This is a genomic window from Pseudomonas sp. SA233 (assembly GCF_054792385.1).
This window is the reverse complement of sequence record NZ_CP096449.1, coordinates 1704524-1731361: the sequence shown is the minus strand read 5'-3', so window position 1 is coordinate 1731361 and position 26838 is coordinate 1704524. Positions and strand designations below refer to the sequence as shown.

Here is a 26838-nt window from a genome sequence, read left to right as displayed (position 1 = left end):
CCGCCATTCAGACTTGCAGGCCACCCCGCGGCCAGCCGCAGACGCCGGGGGTGGCCTGACGGATGCCCTACAGCACTTCGAACAGCCCTGCCGCGCCCATCCCGCCGCCAACACACATGGTCACCACCACGTACTTCACCCCGCGCCGCCTGCCCTCCAGAAGCGCATGCCCGACCATCCGTGCACCGCTCATGCCGTAGGGGTGGCCGATGGCAATGGCACCGCCATTGACGTTCAGCTTCGCAGGGTCTATCTGCAAACGCTTGGCACAGTACAGTACCTGGCAGGCGAACGCTTCGTTCAGCTCCCACAGACCGATGTCGTCCACGTTCAGGCCATGCTGGTGCAGCAACCTGGGCACCGCCAGCACCGGGCCGATACCCATTTCCTCAGGAGCCAGACCGGCCACGGCGATACCACGATACAGCCCCAGCGGCGCCTTGCCCGACCTTGCGGCCAGTGCGCCTTCCATCAGCACGCAGGCACTGGCGCCATCAGACAGCTGGCTGGCATTGCCGGCCGTCACGCAGCCGCCTTCGACAACTGGCTTCAGCCCTTGCAGGTCTGCCAGGGTGGTCGCCGGCCGGTTACCTTCGTCCTGGCTGAGGCAGACTTCCTCATGGCTCACTGCACCGGACAGCTTGTCGACCACCTTCCTGCGTGCCGAGACGGGCACGATTTCATCGGCAAACAACCCCGCCGCCTGCGCCGCTGCAGTGCGTTGCTGCGACTGCAAGGCGTAGGCGTCCTGCGCTTCCCGGCTGATGCCATAGCGGCGGGCGACAAACTCGGCGGTTTGCAGCATCGGCATGTAGGCGTGTTCGCTCATTCGCAGCACGGCAGGGTCATAGGCCTCGCTGGCCAGCTGGTTGTGCACCTGCTGGACCAGGCTGATCTGCTCCTGGCCGGCGCCGATGGTCACCTGCATACCATCGACAATGATCTGCTTGGCCGCTGTAGCGATGGCCATCAGGCCCGACGCACACTGGCGGTCGAGGGTCTGCCCGCTGACCGATTGCGGCAAGCCGGCAGCCAGCGCCGACAGTCGGCCAGGGTTGATCGCGGCGGTACCACTCTGCATGGCGGTACCCAGCACCAGATCCTCCACCTGCGCCGGCTCGATACCAGCCCGCTCGACGGCTGCCCGAATGGCGACGGCAGTCATGCTGGGGGTTTTCAGGTCGTTGAAGGCGCCACGCATGGCTTTGCCGATGGGTGTGCGGGCAGTGGCTACGATCACGGCGTCTTTCATGGTCGAAATTCCTCGGGGAGTAAAGGCTGCAGTTCGCTCAACACCTGCCGCAAGCGGGCAGGCACCGGGACCGGGCGTCGGCCCTGCCGGTCGACGAATACATGGACGAAGCGTCCGGTGGCGCAAGCCAGGGATTGGCCCTGGATGAATACGGCCAACTGGTACTGCACCGAGGTGTTGCCCAGCCGGCTTACCGCCAGGCCCACCTCGATGCCCTGCGGAAACGCTACAGGCGACTGGTAGTCGCAGGCCGAACTGACCACCAGCGCAATCACCGCGCCATGGTGGATATCCAGTCCGCCCTGCTCGATCAGCAGGCGGTTCACGGCGCTGTCGAAAAAGCCGTAATAGACCACGTTGTTCACGTGCCCGTAGGCGTCATTGTCATGCCAGCGGGTGGCGATTGGCGTGTAGTGCCGGTAGTAGTCACGTTGCCGATGCACACTCATCAGTAGGCAGCCTCGTAGATGGCCAGTGCATCGGCCTGGGTGACTTCACGCGGGTTGTTGACCAGCAGGCGCTGCTGTTGCATGGCATCTTCTGCCAGTTGCGGCAGGCGATGGCGCGGAACATCGGCATCACGCAGCCGCCCAGGCAAACCGCAGCGGGCGCCCAGCGCGGCCAGTTCCTCGACGAACTGATCAGCCTGCCGGTACAGGTCGCCAGGCTGCAACCGTGCGCCCAACAAGGGCACCGCCAGCTGGGCATAGTCCGTCACCGTCACGGGCAGGTTGAAACGCAGCACATGCGGCAACACCAATGCATTGGACAGGCCATGGGGAATGTGGAAGTGCCCACCCAACGGATAAGCCAGCGCGTGCACCGCCGCCACCGGGGCATTGGCAAACGCCTGGCCGGCCAGGCAGGCGCCCAGCAGCATGGCCTGACGCGCATCCAGATTGCCGCCATTGTGCACGGCCTGATCCAGGTTTTCCGCCAGCAGCCGCAGCGCCTCGCGCGCCAGCAGGCTCGACAGCGGGTTGCGCTTGAGGCGGCTGGTATAGGCTTCGATGGCATGCACCATGGCATCGATACCGGTTGCGGCGGTTACTGCCGGGGGCAGGCCGAGCGTGCAGACGGCATCGAGTACCGCCAGGTCCGGCAGCAGCAGCGGCGAGACGATGCCCATCTTGCTGGTGGCGCCGGTGGTGACGATGGCGATCGGCGTCACCTCCGAACCGGTGCCGGCCGTGGTCGGCACCTGGATCAACGGCAGGCGTCGGCCCTTGGCCTTGTCCATGCCATAGAGTTCGGCAAGCGGCTGGTTGCAGTCGCGGTGGGCCAGCAGCGCGACCAGCTTGGCAACATCCATCGAACTGCCGCCGCCAAAGCCCACCACCAGGTCGGCACCGATATGCCGGGCCCGCTGGGTGGCTGCCAGTACACAAGCTTCGCTGGGGTCGGCGGTAACCTCGCTGAAGATCGCCACGCCGACCTTGGCCGTCGTGAATCCCGGTAGCAGATCATCGAGCATGCCCAGGCGGGCGATACCGGGGTCACTGACGATCAGCACGCGCCGTGCGCCGCGCTCGCGGCACAGAGTGGCAAGGCGCTGCACCGCGCCCGCTTCGCAGAGGATCTGCCCGGTAGTGGCAAAGCTGAAAGGCTGCATCTGGCTCTCCTTGTCGTCGTTGGCCCTGCGTCAGAAGGCGAAGTCACTCGCTGGCAGTGCCATGAGGCAATCTGCACCGCCCAGCAGGGCTTCGCGGTGCGCGGTGGCGCGGGGCAGGACGCGTCGCCAGTAGAACTGCGCCGCGTGCAGCTTGGCCCGGTAGAAATCAGTTTCGGCACTGCCGCCAGCCAGCGCCGTCTCGGCGCGCACGGCCGCCTGCAGCCAAAACGCTGCGAGCAGCACATAGGCCGAGTAGGCCAGGAAGTCCACCGAGACCGCGCCCATTTCCTGAGGGTCACGCTGGCAAGCCTCGACTACATGGCCTGCCAGCACACGCCATTCCTCCAGGCGCTGCCCGACCGCTGTCGCCATGGCATGCAGACCACCACCGACACCAGCCGCCTCGACATTCAGGGCCAGTTCATCGACCAGCAAGTTCAGCTCGGCCCCGCCGTCGCCCAGCAGCTTGCGGCGCACCAGGTCGAGAGCCTGGATGCCGTTGGTGCCTTCATAGAGCTGGGTGATGCGGCTGTCGCGCATCAACTGCTCCATGCCCCACTCGCGGATATAGCCGTGTCCGCCATATAGCTGCACGCCAAGGCTGGCGACCTCCTGCCCGACATCGGTGAAAAACGCCTTGACGATCGGAATCAGCAGTGCAGCCCGCCGGGTTGCGCCCTTGCGTGCCTGATCGCTTGCCGCTGCGTGCTCCAGGTCGAGCTGCCGGGCGGTATAGATGGCCAGCATTCGGCAGCCCTCGGTGAGGGTTTTCTGGGTCAGCAGCATGCGTCGCACATCCGGGTGGACGATGATCGGATCGGCCGGCCTGTCCGCCGCCGCCGGGCCGGTCAGCGCGCGCGATTGCAAGCGCTCGCGTGCATAGGCCAGCCCCCCCTGGAAGGCCGCTTCGGCAATGCCCAGCCCTTGCAGGCCGACTTGGAAACGGGCGTCGTTCATCATGGTAAACATGCACGCCAGGCCTTGGTTGGCCTCGCCTACCAGCCATCCCTGGGCACCGTCGAAATTCATCACGCAAGTCGAGGCGCCCTTGATGCCCATCTTGTGCTCCAGCGCGCCACAGCCCAACGCGTTGCGTTCGCCGCCCGGCAGCAGCTTGGGCACCAGGAACAGGCTGATGCCCCGCACCCCGGCCGGCGCATCGGGCAGGCGTGCAAGTACCAGATGAACGATATTGTCGGTCAGGTCCTGTTCGCCGCCACTGATGAAGATCTTGCTGCCTGTGATGCGATAGGAACCGTCGACCTGCGGCTGGGCACGGGTGCGCAGCAAGGCCAGGTCGGTGCCGGCCTGCGGCTCGGTGAGGCACATGGTGCCGGCCCACTCGCCACTGACCATGCGCGCCAGATAGGACTGCTGCAGCGCCGGGCTGCCATGGCGATGCAAAGCCAGCACGGCACCTTCGGTGAGGCCGGAGTAGATGCGGAACGACAACGACGCGGCCATCAGCATTTCGTGGAAGCTGGCCGAGGCCATTTGCGGCAGGCCCTGCCCGCCGTAAGCCTGCGGCCCGGTCATGCTGGCCCAGCCATGGGCCACGTATTGCCGGTAGGCGTCGCGGAAACCATCGGGCGTGATGACCTCCCCATCAGCCAACTGGCAGCCCTGCTCGTCACTGTTGCGGTTGAGCGGAGCGACTACCTCGCCGGTAAAGCGCGCGGCCTCTTCCAGTATGCCGTCGAGTGTGTCGCGGTCCAGTTCGATACCCAGCTGCTGACAATGGGCGGCAACGTCGAACAGCTCGTGCAGCACGAAGCGCATGTCGCGCAAGGGAGCCTGGTAGTTCATGCCTGAACCTCCGCCTGCTGCTCGAAACGCTTGCCGTTGGCCACCAGCGTGCAGAGCAGAGCGGCCGGGCGCCAGTGCTCGCCCAGTACGCTTTGCAGGTATTCCAGCCGAGCCAGGACGAATGCTGCACCCTGGTCATCGGCCCAGCGCATCGGGCCACCTGTGGCCGCAGGGAAGCCATAGCCGTTGAGCCACACCCGGTCGATGTCGGCGCTGCTGGCAGCGATGCCTTCCTGCAGAATCTTCGCGCCCTCGTTGACCAGCGCCAGCAGGCAGCGCTCGACGATTTCCTCGGCGCTGATGCCCCGGCGTCGGTAACCCAGGTCGTTGGAAATCTTGAGCACCAGGGCGTCGACCTCGGGGTCATGCTCGGCCTGGCGGCTGCCAGGTGCATAACGGTAATAGCCCTTCCCTGTCTTCTGACCCAGCCGGCCCAGATCACACAGCGCATTATCCACTTGCACCAGCGGATCGTGCATGCCCTGCCTGGCCAGCTGGCGGGCACGCCATTCCAGGTCGATACCGACCACGTCGTACATGCGGAACGGGCCCATCGCAAAACCGAACTGTTGCAGCACCGCATCCACTTGGTGCGGCAGTGCGCCTTCGAGCAGCAACTTGCGCGCTTCGGCCACATAACTGCGCAGCATGCGGTTGCCGATGAAACCGGGGCAATTGCCGGCCACTACCGCCACCTTGCCCAGGCGCTCGCCCAGCGCCAGGGCGGTATGGAGCACCGCCTGGTCGGTGTGCGCGCCGCGCACTATCTCGAGCAGCTTCATGACATGCGCGGGGCTGAAGAAATGCAGGCCCAGTACGTGCGACGGTCGCCGGGTCACCGCCGCGATCGCGTCGATGTCCAGCGCCGAGGTATTGCTGGCCAGGATCGCCTCCGGTTTGAGGTGCTGGTCCAGGGCCCGGAAGATTTCCTGTTTCAGTTCAAGGCTTTCATACACTGCCTCGATCACCAGATCGGCCTGGGCCAGCGCGGCGTAGCCATCCACCGCCTGCACTCGCGCCAGGCAGGCTTCGGCCTCGGCCTGGGTGACACGCTGCTTCTCCACCTGCTGGGTCAAGGCCTGGCTGACCATGCTCAGGCCAGCGTCCAGGGCTGATGCGTTGCTGTCGAGCCACAGCACCGACAGCCCGGCACTGGCGAGGCTGATGACAATGCCGCGGCCCATGGTACCTGCGCCTATCACGGCCACCTGGTTGATCGGAAAGGGGGTATTCACGCGCAACGCTCCTGCTTGTTGTAGGTATGAGGACAGGCATCACCCTAAGCAGGCCGCAGGTATTTTTGAAATTTCAATTTCGTATGCCATATATTCTGCCCATGAATATTTCCAACTTCGATCTGAACCTGCTGCGGGTCTTCGACATGTTGCTGCGCGAGCAGAACGTCTCACGGGCGGCTGAACGCCTGGCCCTGACCCAGCCCACTGTCAGCAACGCCCTGGCGCGGTTGCGCGACCAGCTGGGCGACCCGCTGCTGGTTCGTGTGGGCCGGCGCATGCGCCCTACGCCACGGGCGTTGGCGCTGGAAGGGCCGATTCGAGCGGCGCTGCAACAAATCGAGCAGACCCTGGCCAATGGCGATGCCTTCGAGCCACAGCGCAGCCACCGTCAGCTGCGCATCGCCCTCACCGACTTCGTCGAACAGTTGTGCATGCCACCGCTGCTGGCACGCCTGCAGGTACTGGCCCCGCACTTGCGCATCGATGTGGTGCACCTGGCTCCCAACCTGCCGGCCGAAGCGCTGGACCGCGGCGACCTCGACCTGGTACTGGGGCGCTTCGATGAGGTGCCGGCACGTTTCAGCCGCCGCCCCTGGAGGCGTGAAACCCTGCAAGTCGCGCTGCGCCAGAAGCATCCGCAACTGGCGCCGGACCAGGCACTGGATCTTCAGGCGTTTCTTGGTTTGCGGCATATCTGGGTACACGGTGGCCAGACCCGCGGCATGGTCGACCAATGGCTGGCCGAACAAGGCCTGACCCGGAAAATTGCCTACACCACCCCCAACTACCTTCAAGCAGCGCATCTGGCCGCCGCCACCGAGATGTGCGTGGTGCTGCCGCGGCAACTTGCGCAGCAGTTCGCCAAGTTGCTGCCCTTGGCGGTGCATGAACTGCCCTTCGCCCTGGAGCCGTTCGAGCTGGAACTGGTGCACCTGACCCATCGTCGGCACGACCCCGCCCTGGCCTGGCTGGTGGAGCAGATTCTGGAGCTTCCGCCTGCCTGAGGGCCATCAGCAAATGCGATGGCAACCATGCCGCTCTGGTATTGGCTGGTGCCCGAATCCGTCCCCTACAGTGGTCCGCCACCATAACAACAAGGACACACCATGCGCTTCCCACTGTCGATGCTGGCGCTCGCCCTGCTGGCGCCCCTCCCGAGCCTGGCCACTACGGCGGCAAAGGATGCCACCCCGGCCACCCAGGCCAGCAACCAGCAATGGCTGCAACGCCTGCCTTTCGATGACCACGGGGATTTCGAAGCGGCCCGGCGCGGGCTGCTTGAACGCTTCGACGGGCCGGTCGCGACCGCCGATGGCAAGACTGTGTGGGACCTGGGTCAGTATCGTTTTCTCGACCCGACGCAGGCCCCGGCCACGGTAAACCCGAGCCTGTGGCGCATCGCCCAGCTGAACACCATCGCCGGCCTGTTCAAGGTCACCGAAGGCATCTACCAGGTCCGCGGCCTGGACTTGGCCAACATGACCATCGTTGAAGGCCAGGACGGGCTGATCGTGCTCGATCCGCTGCTGGCCGTCGAAACCGCAAAGGCCGGCCTTGAACTGTATTTTCGGCACCGCCCGCGCAAGCCGGTGACCACGCTGATCTACACCCACCCGCACATCGACCATTTCGGCGGCGCGCGCGGGGTGATCGACGAGGCGGACGTAAAGGCCGGCAAGGTCCAAGTCATTGCACCCGAAGGCTTCTTCGAGCATGCCATCGGCGAAAACGTGCTGGCCGGCCCGGCCATGAAACGCCGCGCCCAGTACATGTACGGTGCCCCGCTGCCCCGCGGGCCACGCGGCCAAGTGGATGCCGGCCTGGGCAAAGGGGTGCCGGCCAACGCCACCGTCAGCCTGATAGCGCCGACGCTGGAAATCAGCCAGCCGCTGCAACGCATGACCCTCAGCGGCGTGGACGTAGAGTTCCAGTTGACCCCTGGCACCGAAGCGCCAGCGGAGATGAACATCTACTTCCCTGGGCTCAAGGCTCTGTGCATGGCCGAGAATGCCACCCACGTGCAGCACAATGTTCTGACCCTGCGCGGTGCGCTGGTACGCGACCCGAAAGTCTGGGCGCACTACCTGGACCAATCGCTGTTGCGTTACGGCGACCAGGCCGAGGTAGTGTTCGCCCAGCATCACTGGCCGACCTGGGGCGGGCCGGCAATCCGCGAGTACCTGGCCGACCAGCGCGACATGTATGCCTTCATCGATAGCCAGACCTTGCGCCTGATCAACCAGGGCCAGACACCAATGGAAATCGCCCAGAGCCTGGCCAACCTTCCGCCGCGCCTGGCCAGCAAGTGGTACAGCCGCGACTACTATGGCTCGCTAAGCCATAACGTACGTGCGGTCTACCAACGCTACATGGGCTTTTACGATGGCAACCCGGCCAACCTCGACCCACTGCCGCCGCAAGCTGCCGGCAAGCGCTACGTGGCGGCAATGGGTGGCGCCGATCAGGTGCTGGCCCAGGCACGCCAAGCCTTTGCCGAAGGTGACTACCGCTGGGTCGCGCAGCTGGTGAACCATCTGGTATTCGCCGAACCAGACAATACCGCAGCGCGCGAACTGCAGGCCGATGCGCTGGAACAGCTGGGTTACCAGAGCGAGAACGCTACCTGGCGCAACGCCTACCTCAGCGGCGCCCAGGAGCTGCGCGGTGGAATAGCCGCCGCCACCGGCAGTGGCGGCAATGCCGACGACATGGTGCGGGCACTGACCCCAAGCCTGTTCTTCGATTACCTTGGGGTACGGGTGGATGCCTTCAAGGCGGCGGAGAGCGACCTGAGCATCAACTGGCGCTTCACCGACCTGGGTGAAGACTATGCCCTGACCCTGCGCAACGGCGTGCTCACCCATCGCGACCTGGCTCGTCACGCCCAGGCCGATGTGCAGGTGAGCATGAGCAAACAGACATTGGACCGCATTGCCCTGAAGCAGACCGGGTTCCTCAAGGAGGCCACGCTGGGCGAGATCTCCATCGAAGGTGAGCGGGTGAAGTTCCTGCGTTTCATGGGCGGCCTGGAGAACGCCGATTCCCGTTTCAACATCGTGACCCCCTGAGCGCCGGCATCTTCGCCGGCAAGCCCGCTCTCACAGGTACCGCAATGGCGTCTGGATTCACATCGTATCTGTGGGAGGGGTTTCAGCCCCCGTTCGCCAACCGGTACAACCCTGCCAGCGCCATCAGGCACACCGCGCTACCCAGTGCCATTACCGGCAGAATCGCAGGCTGACCGCGCTCGGCCCGCAACATCGCCAGCCCCTCGCTGTAGCGCCGCCCCTGGCGGGTCAACAGCGTCAGCGTTGCGAAGCCGACTACTGCCGCCAGCGCCAGGTCGCCCTGTCGCAAAGCCAACCCCGCGACCGCCACCAGCGCCAACCAGGTACGCCGCCAAGCCAGTTCGGTGCGTTCGGCCTGCAAGCCCGGATCAGGCATGCCAGCGCGGCCATAACACGACAGCGGCCATCAACGCCGCGATCAGGCAACCCAGCGCCAACAGCGGCACCAGCGCCGGCAGCGGCAATGGCCGGAGCTGACGCAAGGCACGCTCCACCCGCAGCCAGCGCAGGCAGGCGCCGGCGCTCAGCAACATGCTCAGCAACATCAGGCTGCCGACAAGCCAGAGCCGAAGCGGCGCCTGCAGGGCCTGGCCGGCAAAGGTCTCGATGGCAATGCCACCTCCCAGCAACGCCAGCGCGGTACGGATCCAGGCCAGGAACGTACGCTCGTTGGCCAAGGTGAAGCGAGGGTCGGGCGCCTCGCCCTGCCCCAGCAGACGCCGAGCCCAGTCCGGCCGTGGTTCAAAGGCGTCCATCAGCGCACGCCAAAGCTGCGCAGGGCGCCAGGAGAAAAATACGAAAGGCTGGTGCGAACATTGAAGTCGAACGGGCGACGTTGCTGGTTGATCAGCCCCGACGCATGGTAGCGGCCACTCTTGAGGTCATAGGTGACCTCCATTGCGTTGACCGCCACCTCGCCGCCTGGGTGGTAGAAGCTGTGGGCCTGTGATGTACGCCACAGATGGCCGCCAGCATCGTAGCTGTCGGTTTCGAGAATGGCCCAGGTGTCTTCGTCCACATAGAAGCGTCGCTTGGCGTAGATGTGCTGTGCGCCGGGCTTCAGCGTCGCCTCCACCACCCACACCCGGTGCAGCTCGTAGCGTGTGGGCGCCGGATTGACATGACCAGGCCTGATCAGCTCGGCATAGCGCAGCTCGGGCGATGCCAGGCGGTAGCTGTTGTACGGCACGTGCAGGGCCTGCTTGCCCAGCAGCTTCCACTGGTAACGGTCGGGGGCGCCATTGAACATGTCGCGGCTGTCGGCAGTACGCAGGCCTGCGGTGCCTGGCCCCGTGGTGTCGTAGGCGATGTTCGGCGCGCGCCGCACACGCCGCTGACTGGCACTGTAGACCCAGGACAAGCGGGGCTCGGCTACCTGGTCAAGGGTTTCGTGAACCACCATGGCATCACCGGCAAGCCGTGATGGTGCCGTCATGCGGTAGGTGAAGTAATACAACACATTGCTTGCACCCAGCCCACCCAGGCCTTCCGGGCGGGCTACATCCTGGCGCGCGCTCATCAGCACGAAGCGGCCGTTCTTGAACGGTGTGACGCTGTCGGACATCTGAATGTAACTGGCATTGCGGTGCCGGGTCAGATGGTTCCAGATCACCTCCAGCCCGTTGTCCGGCCGGGGAAACGCAATCACTCCATTGAACCCGCGCAGGCCGTTGCCCTGGTCATCCAGCTGCGCCTGCGCTGCATTGCGGGCGGCCGAGGCGGCGACGCCGGCAGGCACCGCGACACTGCGATGGGTGGGGTAGACCGGCAGTTCGAAGGTGTGCGGGAAGCGCTTGAGCAAGGCTACCTGGCCGTCGGAAAGCTGGCCCTGGTAACGCCGATAGTTGGCCGCCGTGATCCGGTACAGCGGCTGCTCGGCGGCATACGGATCCAGCGGCGTGCCGTTGTCACCCAGGCGCTGCTGGGCGACGCTCAACCCGCCTTGCCAGGCCGGGATACGGCCGTCCGGGCTGGCCGCGCGTTCGGCGCCCACAGGGGTCAGGTTGTCTGGCAGGCCTGTCGCAGCCAGTGCGCCGCTGGCCCAGAACAGGCCGATCATCACCATTCGCATATTCATCATCATGCCCTCAGAAGGTGACGCCCAGGCTCAGCGAGACAAAGTCCCGGTCACCACGGGTGCCATAGTCGCCATCGATAAAGTCGGTGTACGACAGGCTCAGGCTGTAGGTACTGGCAAGCGTCGCATCCAGCCCGATGCTCATGGCCTTGGAGCCTTCGCTGAAAGCCGAGCCTTCCACCGGGCCTGTACCGTGCACATCGTGCGACCAGGACAGGTTCGGCCGCAGGTCGAAGCCGGCGATCACGTTGGGGTAGGTCAAGGTCGCGCGTAACCGGTAGCCCCAGGAGAACGGGGTCATGAAGCCTTGGTCGTTACAGTGCTCTGGCGTTTTGGAAATCGCCCGGCAGACGCTGTTGTCCGCCAGCTCGCCACTGTTGAAGGTACCCGAGCGGCCGTAGCGCGGGCCTCCGCCGCCCTCCAGCCCACCGACGTAGGTGGCCCCGGCCTCGCCCACCAGTAGCATCTGGTTGGCCCCCAGTACCTGACTGAAGGCATGTACGGCGGTCACCTGAAGCTGGGTCACCTCCTTGCGCCGGTAGCCGTCGAACAGGGTGCTGGCGCTTTCTGGCCGCAGCCCGTCGCCCAGCAAAGGCGAACGTCCCTCGACGTTGAGCAGCGACTGGATGATGTCGGTACCGTTGAGTTGCATGGGCATATTCGGCCGGTAACTCAGCTCACCCTGCAGGGCCGTACCGCTGCGCAGGGTGGTGGCGAACGACAACCCGTACATGCGGATGTCCTCGGGGTACTGCACACGGTACTGGGAGGTACCCAGGCGCAATGCACCGACCAGCGACTGACCGGCAGCGGAGCCGAGGAACCCGGCGCAACCGGCCGGGCCGATACCCAGGTTGGCGCACAACTGGGGGGCGAAGCGGCTGTTGTCGAAATAAGGGCTGCTGACCGTCCCCAGATAAGGCGTGCGGCTGTGATAGTTGGCTGCGTAGGCACCGAACTCGGTATCCAGCGCCGCCACGTACCAGCGCAACGACACACCCCACTGCCCGCCGTCGCGGGCATCCTGGTCACTGCCCCGGGGTATGCGCACGCCTTCGCTGGTCAGGTTCACGCCAAACGGTGCAAGGCCGGCCACGGCAGCCGGGTTGCCAAGCAACCTGGCTCCCACGTCCAGGCCATCGCAACCATCGGGCAGGAAATCGTTGTTGGAGAAGAACGTGCCACAGTTGTCGAGCTGGGTCTGGTCCCAGTCCAACTGGTAGAAGCCATCGACCGACAACGCCTCGGTCAGGTTCTGCGTGAAGTAGAACAGGTTCACCGGCACCAGCGCGTCCTTCACCTCGGAACCTGGGCGGCGCAGCGCCGCCAGGTTGAAGGGGTTGATGACGTTCAGCCCGCCCTGGATGAAGGTGCTCTCGCCCCAGTTCACTACCTGCTTGCCCAGCCTTGCCGAGCCTGGCTGGCCATCGATGTCGTAGAGGTAGTAGCCAAAGGCGTCGAGCAGCTGGGTACCTGCGGTCTTGGCCGAGCGCTTGCGGTTGTTGTCCTCGACCTGCTTGAAGCGCTGGTCATGGTCGCGCAGCGCCGTGTCGTACCAGTAGGTGCCACGCAGGAACACACCCAGGTTGGCATGTTTGAGTTCCAGATCATGGGTACCTTTGAACACTGCCGAAAATACATCACCCGAGGCAAAGTTCAGGCGGCCGTCATCACTGTTTGCACTATTGTGCAAAGCCGGGTCCGGGTTGGCAGTGGAAATGCTGGTGCCAAACGAAAACGCTGAATCAAACTGTCCTTCAAACTCTCCCAGATTAAATTGAACAGCCAGGGCAGGCACAGAAAAAAGTGCAGACGACGCAAGCAGCGACAATGGTCCCGAAAGACCAGAAGCACGAAATGCCATCACTCTTAACCTCTTATTGTGTTTATTCGAGAGTGAGTTGCGAGTTAGCGCCGAAACACGGCGCAAAGGCTTGTGTAAAAGGGGCTGGGTAAATAAGTGAAAGTTTCTGTTATCCTCGATCCGGTGTTCCCCGATACTAAGTAGGCCACTAGAGCTGAACAAATAACGTCTCTCGATAGTTGCCATACCACTTCGGCATAGCCTGAGAATTGCCATGACTTTGAAACAGCTGCGTTACCTGATTGCCATTGTCGAAGCCGGCAGCTTCTCCAACGCCGCGCGCCACGCGTTCATTGCCCAGCCAGCATTGAGCCGTCAGATAGGACTGCTGGAAAGCGAGCTGGAAATGCAGTTGCTGGCGCGCCAGCATGACGGCATCGAGCTGACCGACGCAGGGCGCCAGCTGTACGAAGTGGCACGCTCGGTGATACAGAAGCTTGATTCGGTGAAGGACGAACTCAAATCCAGCCGCGGCAACCCCAAGGGCCACGTGGCCATCTCGATTCCGGCCACGGCTTCGGCGCTGTTGTTGCCAGCCATCATCACCCAGGCGCAGGCGCGCTTTCCTGGTATCAAGCTCACCGTATGGGACGGCCTTAGCCGCGAAGGCGGCCAGGCGATCGAGTTGGGCAAGGTGGATTTCGGTGTGGTGCCCAATGCCGAGGAGCTGGCGCACATTGTCGCCGAGCCCGTGTTCTCCGAAGACCTGTACTGGGTCGGCCTGCCTGCGCATGGTCCGGACGATTCACCGATCACCCTGGCCGAGGCCGCGTCGAGCCGGCTGGTAATGCCGCCGCGCAGCCTGCACCTGCGCAGGCGCATCGAGCAGGCGGCCATGGAAACCGGCGTGGCCCTGGATTCAAGCTATGAACAGCAGTCTGCGCCCGGCATAGCCAGCCTGGTACGCGCCGGCCTGGCGGCGACCATCAGCAACTGGCCGCCATTGCTGGACCTGGCCGCCCCGGCCAGCGCGCGGCTGATCGTGGAGCCGCGCATCACTCGTACGATTGCCCTGGCCCATTCGCAACACAAGCCATTGTCGTTCGCCGCCGCCTGCATGCGCGACCTGGTGCGCGGGCTGCTCGTGGATGCGGTGCGCAGCGAGCGCTGGAAAGGCACCCTGATAGAGCGTGCCCCCCTCCCCCAGCAGAGCCTCTGAACGCAGCGCAGGTCAGGCCCGGGCCAGCGCAGCCGTGCCCACCTGAAGCAGCCGTTGGCGGGTTTTCTGAGGGTCCATCCATACCAACCCTGTCAACCCGGCAATGACCAGCACCGCCCCGCATACCAGGAAGCCCTGGCCATACCCTGCCGGGTGGTCGGCTCCGGCGCCCTGCACCAGAAACCCCGTGACTACGGGTGCCGCCAGCCCGGCCAGCGAAGCGATACCATTGCCGATAGCCAGGATGCCGCCACGCTGACCGCTGGGCGTGAACTCCGCCAGCATGGCTGGCCCCACCGAGTACATGACCAGCGCCAGCCCGCCACTGAAAGTCAGGCTGATGATTCGCTCGACATTCCCCAGGCCCGGCAGGAACAATGCCGCCGACAACAACCCGCTGGCAATCAGGCACAGGGACACGAAGGCTCCGCGCGACCAGCGTGTCGCCACCCCGGCGCGCATCATGCGCTGCGACAGCCAGGCCATGAACAGGCTCAGCGGCGTGGTCACCACCACGAAAAGCACGAACACCCGACCGGTCATGATCGGGTCGATGCCCAACCCGGTTTCCAGATAACTCGGCACCCACGTCAAGGTCAGGGCCAGCGACCAATTGGCGGCGAAGTGGCACAGGTAATTGCCCAGCACGGTGCGGTCGCCGAGCAGACGGCGGTAGGCGATGTGCGCCTGTTCTTCCCTGGGCTGGCCGGGGCGGCTGCGGTCAAGAGTACCCTCGCGCCCCAATGCCCACCACAGCACGCACCACGCCGCACCGATCAAGGCCAGCACGATGAAGTTCATGCGCCAGCCATAGTGCACGCTGATCCATGGAATCATTGCGCCTGCCACCAGCAGCCCAAGTGCACTACCGGTATGCAACAGCGCCACCGGCAGGTTGCGCCGGTCGTTGGGGAACCACTTGTACAAGGCATGGGTTGCCACCGGTGACGCCGGCCCTTCGCCGATGCCCAGCAGCACCCGGCAAGCGACAATAGCCCACAGGGAGGTGACGAACAGCATGGGCAACTGGATCAGCGCCCAGAACGCGCCCATGCCCAACAGCAGGGTGCGGGTCGGCCGGCGGTTGGCCATGAAGCCACCGACCACTGCAGAGATGGCGAAGAACCAGTGCAGCGCGCCGCCCACCAGGCCGAACTCGGCCGGGGACAAACCCAGTTCCCTGGACATGGGTACCGCTACAAGGCCGATGACCACCTTGTCCAGGAAGTTCACCAGCATAAGCAGTGCCAGCAGTACCGCTATCATCCAGGCCGTGCCTGCACGCGCGCGGGAGTCAGTATGAGTCATGTCGATCTCTCTTATTGTTCTTGTGGGAGAGCCCGGCCACTCGAGGCCGGGCGTGCAGTTTCACTGCTCGGGCATGAGCACGCCCTTGGCAATGGTGTTGCGCTGGATTTCGCTGGTCCCGGTAAGAATGCGCATCATACGGGTCGCACGGAAGATCCACTCCACCGGGTTGCCCCGCAACAGCCCGGCACCCCCATGAATCTGCACCGCGCGGTCGGCGATACGGAAGGCCGTTTCCGATACGAACAGCTTGCACATCGGCGCCTGGGTGCGGATATCGCCACCGGCGTCATTCACCGCGGCAGTGGCATAGACCATGCTGCGTGCCGCATGCAGTTCGGTGGCCATGTCGGCGATCATGTGATTGATCGACTGGAACATCGCGATCGGCTGGCCAAACTGCTTGCGAGTGCGGGCGTAGTCGACCGTCAGGTTCAGCGCCAGGCCCGCCATGCCCAGCATGGTTGGGCAATGCAGCAGACGATTAAGCGTGATGCGCCCCATTGCCAGCTTGAAGCCCTGCCCCTCCTCGCCAATGCGGTTGGCCACCGGCACTCGTACCTCATCGAGAAGGATGTCGCCATGGGCGCCGCCACCGGACATGACCGAGTAATCGCTTTCCACCCGCACGCCCGGCGCATCCAGCTCGACAAAGAATGCCGAGATCCCCTGGGCGCCACGCCCGGGGCCGGTGACCGCGAGCAGTATTGCGATATCGGCATAAGGCGCCCCGGAAATGTAGCGCTTGGCCCCGCTCAGCACGTAATGCTCGCCGTCGCGCCGAGCGGTAGTCCTGATCGCCGTGGCATCGGACCCGGCTTCACTTTCGGTCAGCGCGAAGCACACGGCCTTTTCGGCTCGGCACACCGGCTGCAGGAAAGCCTCGACCTGGGCCGGGCTGGCCACCTTGAACAGGTGGCCGATACGCGGCGGCCCGGAAAGCTCGCCGAGAATGTGCGGCGCCAGCATAGAGCCCGTCAGCACTGTGGCCTCCTTCACCGCACACAGGTCGGACACGCTCAATCCTGCACCACCAATCGTTTCGGGCAGCATGATGTTGTAGAAGCCCTGCTCGCACGAGCGTTGCCACACCTGCTGCAGCACCTCACGCGGGTGCGGTTCGGCCCAGCTGAGGCCGGCGCGTTGCTCCAGGGGCAGGATTTCGTTGCGAACGAAGCCGCCGATGGCCTCGATGATCTGTTTGGCCTTTTCGCTTGGCTGGTACATGGCAATTCCTCAAGTCAGATGCGGCGTTCGCTGTTTTGCCAGTAGGCGTCTCGAATCAGGCGGCGCACCACCTTGCCGTTGGGGTTCTTCGGCAGCTCGCTGACGAAGTCCACACCGCGCGGTTTCTTGAACCCGGCAAGAGCCTGGGCGCAATGCTCGATCACCTCGTGCTCCTGCAGCTGCATGCCAGGCTTGAGCACGATCACTGCCCGCACCGCTTCGCCCCACTGTTCGTCGGGCACGCCTACCACGGCAGCCTCGAACACTTGCGGCAAGCTGTAGAGCACCTGCTCGACTTCGCTGGGGTAGATGTTGAAGCCACCGGAAATGATCATTTCCTTCTTGCGGTCGACGATAAACACGTAGCCCTGCTGGTCCACCGTGGCCAGGTCGCCGGTGAGGTAGTAGCCATCACGCATAACCTCGGCGGTGAGATGCGGTGCGCGCCAGTAGCCCTGCATGATGTCCGGTCCCTTGACCACGATCTCGCCCACCTCGCCTGGCTGGACATCGCGGAAATCGTCGTTCACCACACGCAGGTCGGTCTCGAAGTAGCATCGTCCGCACGAGGCCAGCCGGCGGTAGTCGCCGCCTTCGCACAGGTGGTCCTGCTCGGTCAGCACCGTCACCAGCGAGCAGGTTTCGCCAGCGCCGTAGCCCTGGGCCAGAATCGGCCCGAACACTTCGATAGCACGCTTGACCAGCGCTGGCGCCATTGGCGCTGCGCCATACATAACCAGGCGCAGGCTGCTCAGGTCATAGCGCTCGACCCCGGGAAAATTGACCAGACGGTTGATCATGGCCGGCACCAGGAACAACCGGGTCACGCCCTCGCGCTGGATGGTCTCGAGCAGCAACTGGTCATCGTAGCGTTCCAGCAACAGGCTGCAGGCACCCACCGCCAGAAGCGGCATCAGCTGCATGCCGCTGGCATGGGTGATGGGGCCGACATGGGCCATGATGTCGCCTGGGCCGGCACGCCGGGTGGGGCTGGCGATGCTCTTGCGGATCAGCGCCTTGCGGTTGCCGACGCTAAGCATTGCTGCCTTGAGCACACCGGAACTGCCCGAGGTGTAGTGCAATACGGCCAGTGCATCGTCAGGCAGATCGCAACTGACCGGCTGGCTGCTGCCTTGGGCCAGCAATGCGCCGTAGCCGATATCGCCACCCTGCTCGCCGAGGGTAACGATCAGGCGTAGCGCAGGCACCTCATGCCTGCGCGCCAGCAAGGCCTCGGCAGCTTGCGGGTCGGCGATCAGCGCGACGCTGCAGGCGTCATTCAGTACCTGGATCACTTCATCCAGCGCCAGGCGTGCATTGACCGGGACCTTGACCAGGCCGGCCTTGTAGAAAGCCACCTCGGCCTCCACCAGCTCTACCCGGTTGGGAGCCAGGATCGCGACATGTTCGCCGCTGGTGATGCCATTGGCCAACAAGGCCGAGGCCAACTGATTGGTCCGCTGTTCAAGCTGCGCGAAGGTGAGGCGGGTGTGGCGGTCGATCACCGCCAAGCGCTCAGGCCAGTATCTTGCACTTCGACTGGTTAGGGTTGCGAGGTTCACGTTGTTGTTCTCGTCGCGGTTTAAGACCCGGTCGATGCTAAACAGCGTGCGGTCGCAGCAAGTAATACCAGTTACGTATGCGGGCTATAACGGTTTGCACTGGACCACATCGCATGAGCGGCAGTGGTGATGACACATCGCTTGCAAATGACACCTTGTGTCATTAATATCAATTTTGTGTCCTGATAGCGCTTCGCGCCAATCAGCCTTTATAGGCCCTTCATGCAGGTACAGCCCATGACGACCACCATGCAGACCCCCAAGGATCAGCTCGTCAAACTCGCCCAGCAGCAGATGCTGACGGCGCTGGCCGACAACACCTACACTCCTCGCCAGAAACTCGCCCTTACCTGCCGCATCCTGTTCGACGGCGGCCACGATTCGGGCCTGGCCGGGCAGATCACCGCCCGCGCCGAGCAGCCTGGCACCTACTACACGCAACAACTCGGCCTGGGCTTCGACGAGATCGCCGCTTCCAACCTGCTGGTGGTCGACGAAGACCTCACCGTGCTGCAAGGCCGCGGCATGGCCAACCCGGCCAACCGCTTCCATAGCTGGCTGTACCGCGCACGCCCCGACGTCAACTGCATCATCCACACCCACCCACTGCACAGCGCCGCCCTGTCGATGCTGGAAGTGCCACTGGCGATCTCGCACATGGACCTGTGCCCGCTGTTCGACGACTGCGCGTTCCTCAAGGAATGGCCCGGCGTACCGGTGGGCAACGAAGAAGGTGAAATCATTTCCAGGGCGATCGGCGACAAGCGCGCGATCCTGCTTTCCCACCACGGTTTGCTGATCGCCGGCCGCTCGATCGAGGAAGCCTGCGTCCTTGCCATGCTGTTCGAGCGCGCGGCAAAGATGCAGCTGCTGGCCATGGGCGCCGGTGAAATTCGCCCCATCCAGGATGCCCTGGGCAAGGAAGCCCACGACTGGATCTCCACCCCCAAACGTCATGGTGCCGCGTTCAGCTATTACGCGCGCCGTGCCTTGCGTGCCCATGGCGACTGCCTGGGCTGACTGAAGCTGTACTCTTTCCCCAACAACGGCAAAGGTGCCTGGTTATGTCTACACCTGTAATTCGCGGCGTTATCGGCTACACCATCACTCCCTTCACGGCAGACGGCGCGCTCGACCTGGATGCCCTGGGCCTGTCCATCGACCGCCTGATAGAAGACGGCGTGCACGCCATCGCACCGCTGGGCAGCACCGGCGAAGGCGCCTACCTGTCCGACAGCGAATGGGAAACGGTGGTGCGCTTCAGCCAGGCACGCATCGCCGGCCGCGTGCCCAGCGTGGTCAGCGTCTCCGACCTGACTACCGCACGCACCGTGCAGCGCGCCCGCCTGGCACAGGCCTGCGGCGCCACGGCGGTGATGGTGCTGCCCATCTCCTACTGGAAGCTCACCGAAGCCGAAGTGGTCGCCCACTACAAGGCGGTGGGCGCGGCCATCGACATTCCGATCATGCTCTACAACAACCCGGGCACCAGCGGCACCGACCTGTCGGTGGAGCTGATCCTGCGCATCCTCGGCGAAGTGCCCAATGTGACCATGGTCAAGGAAAGCACCGGCGACATCCAGCGCATGCACCGCCTGTTCAAGGCCACCGATGGCCAGGTGGCCTTCTACAACGGTTGCAACCCGCTCACCCTGGAAGCCCTGGTGGCCGGTGCCACCGGCTGGTGCACCGCCGCGCCCAACCTGATCCCGGCGCTGAACCTGGCGCTGTGGGACGCGGTGCAGCAAGGCAACCTGGCCGAAGCTCGCGCGTTGTTCTACCGGCAGTACGAACTGCTGGAATACATCACCCGCCGTGGCCTGCCCACCACCATCAAGGCCGGTTTGAAACTGCTCGGCCAGGATGTCGGCGCTCCACGCCTGCCCCTGCAACCGCTGGATGCGCAAGGCAGCGACTACCTGAAGAGCATGCTGGTAGAGCTGGCCGACTGACCGTGACAACTGCCCGGCGGCGTCTTGCTGCCGGGCTTCATCCTGGCAACGTTGCTCGCCCTTGGCCAGACTCGACCTGGCGCAACACCTTTGCCAGTTTCGCCACGGCCATCGCCAGTTCGCCAGGGGTATGCGCCGCAAACCCCATCAGCAATCCCGCCTCCCCTTTCGTCGACGCATACAGGCCACTTAGCCCCAGCAGGTCTATGCCAGCGGCCTGCGCCGCCTTCACGACCTGCTCTTCAGGCATCGGCCTGGTGAAAACACAAGGCATCTGCATGCCGCCTGCGGGCACACGCGCGACAAGAAAGTCCGACAGCTGTGCCTGCACCAATGCCGCCAGGGCATCGCGGCGCTCCGCATAGATCGCCCGCATCAAGCGCACATGGGCGCCGAAGTGCCCGCCTTCGATGAACCTGGCCAAGGTCAGTTGTGCCAGCGAAGCCGTATGCCCGTCCTGCAAGGTTCGCGCAGCGGTCATCGGCTCGACCAGTTGCGGCGGCAAGACCATGTAGGCAATGCGCAAGCCGGCGAACAGGGACTTGGTGAACGTGCCGATGTAAACCGTACGGTCGTGGGCATCCAGGCCTTGCACGCACGCGGTGGGTTTGCCGGCATAGTGAAACTCGCTGTCGTAATCGTCCTCGATGATCCAGGCGCGTTGTTGCCGGGCCCACTCGATCACCGCCAGACGCCGGTCCAGAGACAGGGTCACACCAGTAGGGAACTGATGCGAAGGGGTCAGGAAAACAGCCCTGGCATGGGGAGCCAGCCGTGTTATCTGCGCGACCTGCATGCCGTCCGTGTCCACGGCCACGGCGATGCAATGCAGGCCAGCAGCACCCAGCGCCTTCCTGACCCCATGGTAGGCCGGGTCTTCGATAACCACCTGGTCGCCCGCGTCGGCCAATACGTGAGCACACAGGCTGAACGCCTGCTGTGAACTGGTAAGGATGAGCACGCGGTCAGCCGTGGCCTGTGCGCCACGTTCAAGATTGACGTAATCGGCAATAGCCCGCCGCAGTGGCTCGGTACCTTGCGCGCTACTGGGCTGCAATGCCTGGGAGCCATGTTCCTTGAACACCTGCCGTTGCAGCTTTTCCCAGGCCTGCAACGGGAAGTTGCGGGTTTCCGCCACCCCCGGCGCAAACGGCCGAGAAACGAAGAAATTGTGCACTCCGCCCTCCTGGCACAGCGCCTGGCCACGACGGCTGATTGCCGGCGGTTCGTCCGGGGCTTTCACCTTGCGGCCCCGGGGCTGGGCCGGCAGGTGCTGCGCACGGGGTGAAACGAAGCTGCCACTGCCCACCCGGCGCTCTATGAAGCCTTCGGCGTGCAGCTGGCCATATGCAGCCTCGACCGTATCCCGTGACACAGCCAGCGAGGCCGCCAGCGCACGGGAGGCGGGCAACGCCTTGCCCACGGGCAACGCCCCTTCGAGAACAAGCTGGCGTATCGCACGCTGGATTCTTACGTGCAAGGGCAGTGACGCGCGCTCTGGGTCGCCGATCCAGGCTTTCACCGACTCCAGTTGTGCATGCTTGAACATTGGTATGGCCATGTGTGGAAAAGTGGTGGGGCTATACCGGCCATTCTAGCGCTATAAAAACCAGCCTTTCCAACCCTATGCGCCAGAACGACCGAGGCCTCGATGAACACGCCCGCACACACTGTTCCAACCCCGCTACGGCTGACAGACATCCTTCACCCCGTTGTGGCGGGGATCGTTTCGGTAATAGTCAATTATGGCGGCACCTTCATTCTGGTGTTCCAGGCCGCCAAGCTGGCCGGGCTGAGCCCGGCGCTGACCTCCTCGTGGGTCTGGTCAGTGTCGATCGGCGTCGGGCTCAGTGGCCTGGTCCTGTCCTGGTACAGCCGCGAGCCGGTGATCACCGCCTGGTCCACGCCGGCCGCTGCGTTCCTGGTCACAGCGCTGGCCAGCGTGCCCTACAGCGACGCCATCGGTGCCTACCTGCTGTCGGCAGCCGGCTTCGTGATGCTGGGAGTGACCGGTTACTTCGAGCGCCTGGTGCGGGCCATCCCGGGCGGAATTGCCGCCGGCCTGCTGGCGGGTATCCTGTTGCAATTCGGCATCGGTGCATTCGGCGGCCTGTCGGTCGACCCCGCCCTGGCCGGGCTGTTGATCGCGGCCTATGTAACATTCAAACGCTTTACCGCCCGCTATGCCGTAGTAGGCATTCTGCTGCTAGGCCTGGGCTACCTGCTACTGCAGGGCCAGGTGGACCTGACAGCGCTCAGGCTGGAATTCGCCACACCGTTGTTCACCGCGCCCACCTTCTCCCTCAACGCCGCCCTGAGCGTGGCCCTGCCGTTGTTCCTTATCACCCTTACCGGTCAGTACATGCCAGGCATGCTGGTGCTGCGCAACGATGGCTTCAAGACCAGCGCCAATCCGATCGTGGCAGTCACTGGCCTGGGGTCGTTGCTGATGGCACCGTTCGGGTCGCACGCCTTCAACATCGCTGCCATCACCGCCGCTATCTGCACTGGCCAGGAAGCCCACGAAGACCCGGGCAAACGCTGGGTCGCGGGCATCGCTGCCGGCGTCTGCTACATCCTCGTAGGGGTATTCGGGGTCACCCTGGCCAGTGTTTTCATGGCCCTGCCGGCCACCTTCATCACCACGCTGGCCGGCCTTGCACTGCTGGGCACCATCGGCGCCAGCCTGGCCAACGCAATGGCAGATGCCCGTTCACGCGAAGCGGCACTGATCACATTCCTGGCCGCGGCAGCCAACATCAACCTGTTTGGCATTGGCGGGGCATTCTGGGGGCTGGTCATTGGCTTGCTGGCCTATGCCGTACTGAACGGCCGCCTACCCGGTTTCTGCCACTTCTCCCGGTAAGCGGGCTTTCCACCATCCTGCCGTGCGCCAGGTGCGCACGCCGTACAACAGGTATCGACATGCCCAAAGCTGGCCCCAAGCTTCTTACCCAAATTGCTGCCGTACACTTCGTCAGCCATGTGCACATCATGCTTATCCCGGCGCTGCTACCCGTGCTCCCCGACTTGCTGGGGGTAGGGTTCGTCGAACTCGGCGCAGCCCTGGCCGTGTTCAATATCGTCTCCGCCCTGGTGCAGGCACCGCTAGGCTATGCCGTCGACCACTACGGTGCGCGCAAGGTGCTCAAGGCGGGCTTGCTGCTGGGCAGCATCAGTTTCCTGCTGGTTGCTGTCAGCCCCAGCTACATCCTGCTGTTGGTGGCGATGGCCATGGCCGGCCTGGCCAATGGCGTGTACCACCCGGCCGACTACGCGCTGCTGGCCAACGGCATCGAACAAGGCCGCCTGGGGCGGGCGTTCTCGATCCATACCTTTGCCGGTTTCCTCGGCTCGGCGGTAACGCCAGCGATATTTCTCGGCATCGCTTCACTGTTCGGCACGCAGGCTGCCCTGATGGCGGGCGCGGCGGCGGGGGTTGCCGCCTTGCTGTTGATATCGGTTCCAGGCAGTGGAATCCACCACGTTGCCAAGCCTGGCAAAGGCGGCGCTGGCCACACTGCAGCAGGTCGCGCGCGACTGTTCACGCCCATGCTCGGGCTGCTGACGGTCCTGTTCATCTTGCTCAACCTGAGCACCAGTGCCATCGAGAAGTTCTCCGTGGCCGCCCTGGTCCAGGGCCAAGACCTGACCCTGGCCTGGGCCAACACGGCACTCACGGCCTTTCTGCTCAGCAGTGCTGCAGGTGTACTGTGCGGTGGGGCCTTGGCTGACCGGACCCGGCGTCACGGCCTGGTGGCGGCCTCGGCCTTTGCCCTGGCTGCCGCGTTGACAACGCTGGTGGCCCTCGGGCTGCTTCGGGGCTGGGGCTTGGTGGTGGTTCTCGGTGCCATTGGCTTGCTGACCGGGATCATCGCCCCGTCGAGGGACATGCTGGTGAAGGCGGCGGCACCGAGCGGCGCCGAGGGCAAAGCGTTCGGGCTGGTCTCGACCGGCTTCAGCATCGGCGGTGCCCTCGGGCCGGTGGCGTTTGGCTGGATGCTCGACCAACGCCTGCCTCATGGCATCTTCGTGGCATCGATCGTGTTCATGCTGCTGACGGTGCTGCTGACCTTGGCACAGGAAGCCTACCTGGCCAGGAAGCACCGACAGCCTGTCTAGCCCCAGGGCTGCTTTGCAGCCCTTTCGCAATGCAAGGCAGACCCTGCAGAACAGCACATGGCCATTGATTCATCTGCGCACTGGCTACTCAGGCGACCGGATTGGCATGCACCACCCGCCCACCTGCCCCCGGCCGATTGACGAACAACACATCCAGCACACTGCCGTGCAACCCCTTCAACGCATTCCAGTTCGCTGATGCATGCACGTACCTGTCTCGCAACAATCGCTGCTCATCCTCGGTCAACCCAGGCTGTTCGCATTCACCCAGGGCAAACGCATGCAACTTGCGGCTGATGCCCAGCAGTTCATCCGGCAGCCGGTGCTCGACCTGCCCGTCCAGTTGCGCAAACGGCACACCAGCGCGCACCGCCAGCTCCCGCATGATGCTCAGGTACACCCGCGACAGCTGCCCCGCCACTTCCCGTTCGCGGTACACCGCCGCATACACCTGTTTCTGCGCCTCGCTAGGCAGGCCACCGGCAATCGGAACCTCCCAGGCCAGCACACGCGGCCTGGGCGCGCCCATTTCGCCAAACGACGACGCCAGCAACGCACTGACTGTGGCATGCACACGCGTGTGCTCGGCGCGCATTCTCAGCGGCACCCGCTGAGAATGCGGTTTGCACAGCAGCACCTGCTCCTGCGTGGTATCCGGGTAACCACCGCCAATGTTCGAGTGCACGCCTGGCAACACGATGTCATGGCCGCTGCGTACCAGCGGGAAGTTGTGCCGCTGCTCGTCCCCCGCCACCAGTTGCACCATTTGCCGGGCAATGCCCGCGCCCAGGCCCAGGCGCAAGCCACCATGGCGGTCGTCGGCAGGATCGAAGTCGCCCTGCAGCGGCGCGATAATCGCAGCAACCGTGTCGAACAGGCCGATGAAGTTGATCACGATGCCACAGGGCACAGCCAACAGGCTGCTGCCGCCATCATGCAGCAGGTTGGCCAGATGACGCACAGCCGCAGCGCCGCGGCTGAAACCGAACAAGTCGAACTCGACCCGCTCGAGCCTTGCCTGTGGGTGCGCCTGGCACCAGTCCCGCAATTGCCCGGCAATCCCCGCCAAGGCCTCGGTGACCCGCGCCTCGGCCCCTCTACGCCCACACCCGGTGGCCGAGGCATAGGCATGATCCGCCTCCCCCGCCAGGGTGCCCACGCCCTCGACATAGCGCTTCAGAAACGCCATGGTCCCATCAGCATTGGCTCCCAGCGTCGGGTACAGTGCATGCAACAGGGCCACATTGCTCAAGGCATTGGCATAACTGCCCCCCTTGTTCCCCAGTGCATCCACCGGCATCACATTGCTCAGGTTGTTACCGGTGCCATCGAAGAACACGCCAAAACGCAGGGTGATCGGCGTGATGCGTGCAGTGCTACAGCTGTTCAGGTCCATCGTCGTGCTTCCTGCTTGTACCAAAAGCACAAGCAGGCGCCAGCACGCTGCTGCGGAACATCAGCCAATGGCCAGCGATACACAGGACATTTCCGGACCTGCATGGCCCCCGGCAAGGATAAATTTCCCTACCGCCATTGGTCGCCACCCCCCCGGATGGATTAAAGTATCACCCCTTGCCAGGGCAGCTGCTTCCAGCCGCCTGCGGCCCCATACCAGGAACCGTCACCGATGGAACACCGTGAAGCGCTGATCGCGCTGCGCACCTTTCTTTCTTCACAGATCCTAGGCCAGGAGAAACTGGTCGAGCGGCTGTTGATCGTGCTCCTGGCAGACGGCCACATGCTGGTCGAAGGCGCGCCGGGCCTGGCCAAGACCAAGGCCATCAAAGAGCTCGCCGAAGGCATCGAGGCGCAGTTCCATCGCATCCAGTTCACCCCCGACCTGCTCCCGGCCGACATCACCGGCACCGAAATCTACCGCCCGGAAACCGGCAGCTTCGTGTTCCAGCAGGGGCCGATCTTCCACAACCTGGTGCTGGCCGACGAAATCAACCGCGCCCCGGCCAAGGTGCAGTCCGCACTGCTCGAAGCCATGGCCGAGCGCCAGGTCAGCGTGGGCCGCAGCACCTACGACCTGTCGCCGCTGTTCCTGGTCATGGCCACACAGAACCCGATCGAGCAGGAAGGCACCTACCCGCTGCCCGAAGCCCAGCTCGACCGTTTCCTGATGCACGTGAAAATCGGCTTCCCCGACGCTGCGGTAGAGCGGCGCATCCTGTTGCAGGCCCGTGGTGAAGCCCTGGGCGGCGAGACCAAGCCCGAGCGCCGGGTCAGCCAGCAGGCGATCTTCGCCGCCCGCAAGGAAATCCTCGGCCTGTACATGGCCGACGCGGTGGAGGAATACCTGGTGCAGCTGGTGATGGCCACCCGCACTCCGGCCAAGTTCGACGCCGAACTGGCCGACTGGATCGCCTACGGCGCCAGCCCGCGTGGTTCCATTTCGCTGGACCGCTGCGCGCGCGCCCACGCCTGGCTGGCCGGGCGCGATTTCGTCAGCCCCGAAGACATCCAGGCGGTGCTGTTCGACGTGCTGCGCCACCGCATCATCCTCTCGTTCGAGGCCGAGGCGGCAGGGATCGACCAGGACCGCGTGGTCCAGCGCATCCTCGACGTCGTCGCCGTTGCCTGAGCCC

The 26838-nt window shown here is 64.4% G+C and carries 22 protein-coding genes; 8 read left to right on the top strand and 14 right to left on the bottom strand.

Annotation, left to right across the window (positions count from 1 at the left end):
- Positions 1–67: 67 nt before the first annotated feature.
- The 5 genes from M1D87_RS08060 to M1D87_RS08040 are packed head-to-tail and all read right to left on the bottom strand — an operon-like array spanning position 68 to position 5905.
- Positions 68–1252, bottom strand: coding sequence for an acetyl-CoA C-acyltransferase (locus M1D87_RS08060; RefSeq protein ID WP_123084824.1), 1185 nt, complete (start codon positions 1250–1252; stop codon positions 68–70).
- Complete coding sequence (locus M1D87_RS08055) at positions 1249–1701, bottom strand: acyl-CoA thioesterase (protein ID WP_003260181.1); 453 nt, start codon at positions 1699–1701, stop codon at positions 1249–1251. Before M1D87_RS08055 ends, M1D87_RS08060 begins: the two co-directional genes overlap by 4 nt.
- On the bottom strand, positions 1701–2864 hold the full coding sequence (locus M1D87_RS08050; protein WP_031325707.1) for an iron-containing alcohol dehydrogenase: 1164 nt from the start codon (positions 2862–2864) through the stop codon (positions 1701–1703). Before M1D87_RS08050 ends, M1D87_RS08055 begins: the two co-directional genes overlap by 1 nt.
- A 30-nt stretch (positions 2865–2894) precedes the next feature.
- Positions 2895–4670, bottom strand: coding sequence for an acyl-CoA dehydrogenase C-terminal domain-containing protein (locus M1D87_RS08045; protein ID WP_123084823.1), 1776 nt, complete (start codon positions 4668–4670; stop codon positions 2895–2897).
- Entirely contained in the window at positions 4667–5905 is a 1239-nt protein-coding gene (locus tag M1D87_RS08040; RefSeq protein ID WP_123084822.1) for a 3-hydroxyacyl-CoA dehydrogenase, read from the bottom strand. Before M1D87_RS08040 ends, M1D87_RS08045 begins: the two co-directional genes overlap by 4 nt.
- A gap of 83 nt (positions 5906–5988) precedes the next feature.
- On the opposite strand from M1D87_RS08040, the gene M1D87_RS08035 reads away from it, so the two are divergent.
- Together M1D87_RS08035 and M1D87_RS08030 are read left to right on the top strand one after the other, a co-directional pair.
- On the top strand, positions 5989–6912 hold the full coding sequence (locus M1D87_RS08035) for a LysR family transcriptional regulator (protein ID WP_123084821.1): 924 nt from the start codon (positions 5989–5991) through the stop codon (positions 6910–6912).
- 102 nt (positions 6913–7014) lie between these two features.
- On the top strand, positions 7015–8976 hold the full coding sequence (locus tag M1D87_RS08030) for an alkyl/aryl-sulfatase (protein ID WP_123084820.1): 1962 nt from the start codon (positions 7015–7017) through the stop codon (positions 8974–8976).
- An 82-nt stretch (positions 8977–9058) separates the two neighbouring features.
- Here M1D87_RS08030 and M1D87_RS08025 read toward each other — a convergent pair whose 3' ends face one another.
- From M1D87_RS08025 to M1D87_RS08010, 4 genes are read right to left on the bottom strand one after another with little or no spacing between them, the layout of a single operon-like run.
- On the bottom strand, positions 9059–9352 hold the full coding sequence (locus tag M1D87_RS08025; RefSeq protein WP_039614524.1) for a DUF202 domain-containing protein: 294 nt from the start codon (positions 9350–9352) through the stop codon (positions 9059–9061).
- Positions 9345–9731 (bottom strand): YidH family protein, encoded by a 387-nt coding sequence (locus M1D87_RS08020; protein ID WP_061305941.1) that lies wholly within the window; start codon positions 9729–9731, stop codon positions 9345–9347. The genes M1D87_RS08025 and M1D87_RS08020 overlap by 8 nt, the downstream gene beginning before the upstream one ends.
- Positions 9731–11041, bottom strand: coding sequence for a DUF1329 domain-containing protein (locus M1D87_RS08015; protein WP_082810638.1), 1311 nt, complete (start codon positions 11039–11041; stop codon positions 9731–9733). The genes M1D87_RS08020 and M1D87_RS08015 overlap by 1 nt, the downstream gene beginning before the upstream one ends.
- 22 nt (positions 11042–11063) lie before the next feature.
- A complete protein-coding gene (locus tag M1D87_RS08010; RefSeq protein WP_039614527.1) occupies positions 11064–12917 on the bottom strand; it encodes a DUF1302 domain-containing protein in 1854 nt (617 codons plus the stop codon).
- 214 nt (positions 12918–13131) lie between these two features.
- Here M1D87_RS08010 and M1D87_RS08005 point away from each other — a divergent pair, with 214 nt between their 5' ends.
- Entirely contained in the window at positions 13132–14076 is a 945-nt protein-coding gene (locus tag M1D87_RS08005; RefSeq protein WP_023663061.1) for a LysR family transcriptional regulator, read from the top strand.
- 12 nt (positions 14077–14088) lie between these two features.
- On the opposite strand, the gene M1D87_RS08000 is transcribed toward M1D87_RS08005, so the two are convergent.
- The 3 genes from M1D87_RS08000 to M1D87_RS07990 all read right to left on the bottom strand — a co-directional run bounded on the left by M1D87_RS08000 (position 14089) and on the right by M1D87_RS07990 (position 18173).
- The gene (locus tag M1D87_RS08000) at positions 14089–15342 is read right to left on the bottom strand and encodes an MFS transporter (RefSeq protein ID WP_039614528.1); all 1254 of its coding nucleotides are present in this window, start codon (positions 15340–15342) and stop codon (positions 14089–14091) included.
- Between the two features lie 102 nt (positions 15343–15444).
- Entirely contained in the window at positions 15445–16611 is a 1167-nt protein-coding gene (locus M1D87_RS07995; protein ID WP_039614529.1) for an acyl-CoA dehydrogenase family protein, read from the bottom strand.
- A 14-nt stretch (positions 16612–16625) separates the two neighbouring features.
- Positions 16626–18173, bottom strand: coding sequence for an AMP-binding protein (locus M1D87_RS07990; protein WP_123084819.1), 1548 nt, complete (start codon positions 18171–18173; stop codon positions 16626–16628).
- 237 nt (positions 18174–18410) lie between these two features.
- On the opposite strand from M1D87_RS07990, the gene M1D87_RS07985 reads away from it, so the two are divergent.
- Both M1D87_RS07985 and M1D87_RS07980 read left to right on the top strand, forming a co-directional pair.
- Positions 18411–19193, top strand: coding sequence for an aldolase (locus M1D87_RS07985; protein ID WP_123084818.1), 783 nt, complete (start codon positions 18411–18413; stop codon positions 19191–19193).
- A gap of 44 nt (positions 19194–19237) precedes the next feature.
- Positions 19238–20125, top strand: a complete 888-nt coding sequence (locus M1D87_RS07980) for a dihydrodipicolinate synthase family protein (RefSeq protein WP_047932983.1) — start codon at positions 19238–19240, stop codon at positions 20123–20125.
- Positions 20126–20162: 37 nt separating this feature from the next.
- On the opposite strand, the gene pdxR is transcribed toward M1D87_RS07980, so the two are convergent.
- Positions 20163–21674 (bottom strand): MocR-like pyridoxine biosynthesis transcription factor PdxR, encoded by a 1512-nt coding sequence (pdxR, locus tag M1D87_RS07975; protein ID WP_123084817.1) that lies wholly within the window; start codon positions 21672–21674, stop codon positions 20163–20165.
- A 102-nt stretch (positions 21675–21776) separates the two neighbouring features.
- Between pdxR and M1D87_RS07970 the strand changes: the two genes are divergently transcribed.
- Together M1D87_RS07970 and M1D87_RS07965 are read left to right on the top strand one after the other, a co-directional pair.
- Positions 21777–22991 carry a benzoate/H(+) symporter BenE family transporter gene (locus tag M1D87_RS07970; RefSeq protein WP_123084816.1) on the top strand — a complete coding sequence of 405 codons (1215 nt, stop codon included), beginning with the start codon at positions 21777–21779 and terminating at the stop codon, positions 22989–22991.
- 59 nt (positions 22992–23050) lie between these two features.
- Positions 23051–24247 carry an MFS transporter gene (locus M1D87_RS07965; RefSeq protein ID WP_421091698.1) on the top strand — a complete coding sequence of 399 codons (1197 nt, stop codon included), beginning with the start codon at positions 23051–23053 and terminating at the stop codon, positions 24245–24247.
- 88 nt (positions 24248–24335) lie between these two features.
- Here M1D87_RS07965 and M1D87_RS07960 read toward each other — a convergent pair whose 3' ends face one another.
- The gene (locus tag M1D87_RS07960) at positions 24336–25643 is read right to left on the bottom strand and encodes a DUF2235 domain-containing protein (RefSeq protein WP_421091699.1); all 1308 of its coding nucleotides are present in this window, start codon (positions 25641–25643) and stop codon (positions 24336–24338) included.
- A 231-nt stretch (positions 25644–25874) separates the two neighbouring features.
- Here M1D87_RS07960 and M1D87_RS07955 point away from each other — a divergent pair, with 231 nt between their 5' ends.
- Complete coding sequence (locus tag M1D87_RS07955) at positions 25875–26834, top strand: AAA family ATPase (protein ID WP_013971644.1); 960 nt, start codon at positions 25875–25877, stop codon at positions 26832–26834.
- Positions 26835–26838: the final 4 nt, after the last annotated feature.

Excerpts from the sequence above, each read along its gene's own strand:
- M1D87_RS08060 (WP_123084824.1), bottom strand. The coding sequence starts at position 1,252 with ATGAAAGACGCCGTGATCGTAGCCACTGCCCGCACACCCATCGGCAAA.
- M1D87_RS08055 (WP_003260181.1), bottom strand. The coding sequence starts at position 1,701 with ATGAGTGTGCATCGGCAACGTGACTACTACCGGCACTACACGCCAATC.
- M1D87_RS08050 (WP_031325707.1), bottom strand. The coding sequence starts at position 2,864 with ATGCAGCCTTTCAGCTTTGCCACTACCGGGCAGATCCTCTGCGAAGCG.
- M1D87_RS08045 (WP_123084823.1), bottom strand. The coding sequence starts at position 4,670 with ATGAACTACCAGGCTCCCTTGCGCGACATGCGCTTCGTGCTGCACGAG.
- M1D87_RS08035 (WP_123084821.1), top strand. The coding sequence starts at position 5,989 with ATGCCATATATTCTGCCCATGAATATTTCCAACTTCGATCTGAACCTG.
- M1D87_RS08030 (WP_123084820.1), top strand. The coding sequence starts at position 7,015 with ATGCGCTTCCCACTGTCGATGCTGGCGCTCGCCCTGCTGGCGCCCCTC.
- M1D87_RS08025 (WP_039614524.1), bottom strand. The coding sequence starts at position 9,352 with ATGCCTGATCCGGGCTTGCAGGCCGAACGCACCGAACTGGCTTGGCGG.
- M1D87_RS08020 (WP_061305941.1), bottom strand. The coding sequence starts at position 9,731 with ATGGACGCCTTTGAACCACGGCCGGACTGGGCTCGGCGTCTGCTGGGG.
- M1D87_RS08015 (WP_082810638.1), bottom strand. The coding sequence starts at position 11,041 with ATGGTGATGATCGGCCTGTTCTGGGCCAGCGGCGCACTGGCTGCGACA.
- M1D87_RS08010 (WP_039614527.1), bottom strand. The coding sequence starts at position 12,917 with ATGGCATTTCGTGCTTCTGGTCTTTCGGGACCATTGTCGCTGCTTGCG.
- M1D87_RS08005 (WP_023663061.1), top strand. The coding sequence starts at position 13,132 with ATGACTTTGAAACAGCTGCGTTACCTGATTGCCATTGTCGAAGCCGGC.
- M1D87_RS08000 (WP_039614528.1), bottom strand. The coding sequence starts at position 15,342 with ATGATAGCGGTACTGCTGGCACTGCTTATGCTGGTGAACTTCCTGGAC.
- M1D87_RS07995 (WP_039614529.1), bottom strand. The coding sequence starts at position 16,611 with ATGTACCAGCCAAGCGAAAAGGCCAAACAGATCATCGAGGCCATCGGC.
- M1D87_RS07985 (WP_123084818.1), top strand. The coding sequence starts at position 18,411 with ATGACGACCACCATGCAGACCCCCAAGGATCAGCTCGTCAAACTCGCC.
- M1D87_RS07980 (WP_047932983.1), top strand. The coding sequence starts at position 19,238 with ATGTCTACACCTGTAATTCGCGGCGTTATCGGCTACACCATCACTCCC.
- pdxR (WP_123084817.1), bottom strand. The coding sequence starts at position 21,674 with ATGTTCAAGCATGCACAACTGGAGTCGGTGAAAGCCTGGATCGGCGAC.
- M1D87_RS07970 (WP_123084816.1), top strand. The coding sequence starts at position 21,777 with ATGAACACGCCCGCACACACTGTTCCAACCCCGCTACGGCTGACAGAC.
- M1D87_RS07965 (WP_421091698.1), top strand. The coding sequence starts at position 23,051 with ATGCCCAAAGCTGGCCCCAAGCTTCTTACCCAAATTGCTGCCGTACAC.
- M1D87_RS07960 (WP_421091699.1), bottom strand. The coding sequence starts at position 25,643 with ATGGACCTGAACAGCTGTAGCACTGCACGCATCACGCCGATCACCCTG.
- M1D87_RS07955 (WP_013971644.1), top strand. The coding sequence starts at position 25,875 with ATGGAACACCGTGAAGCGCTGATCGCGCTGCGCACCTTTCTTTCTTCA.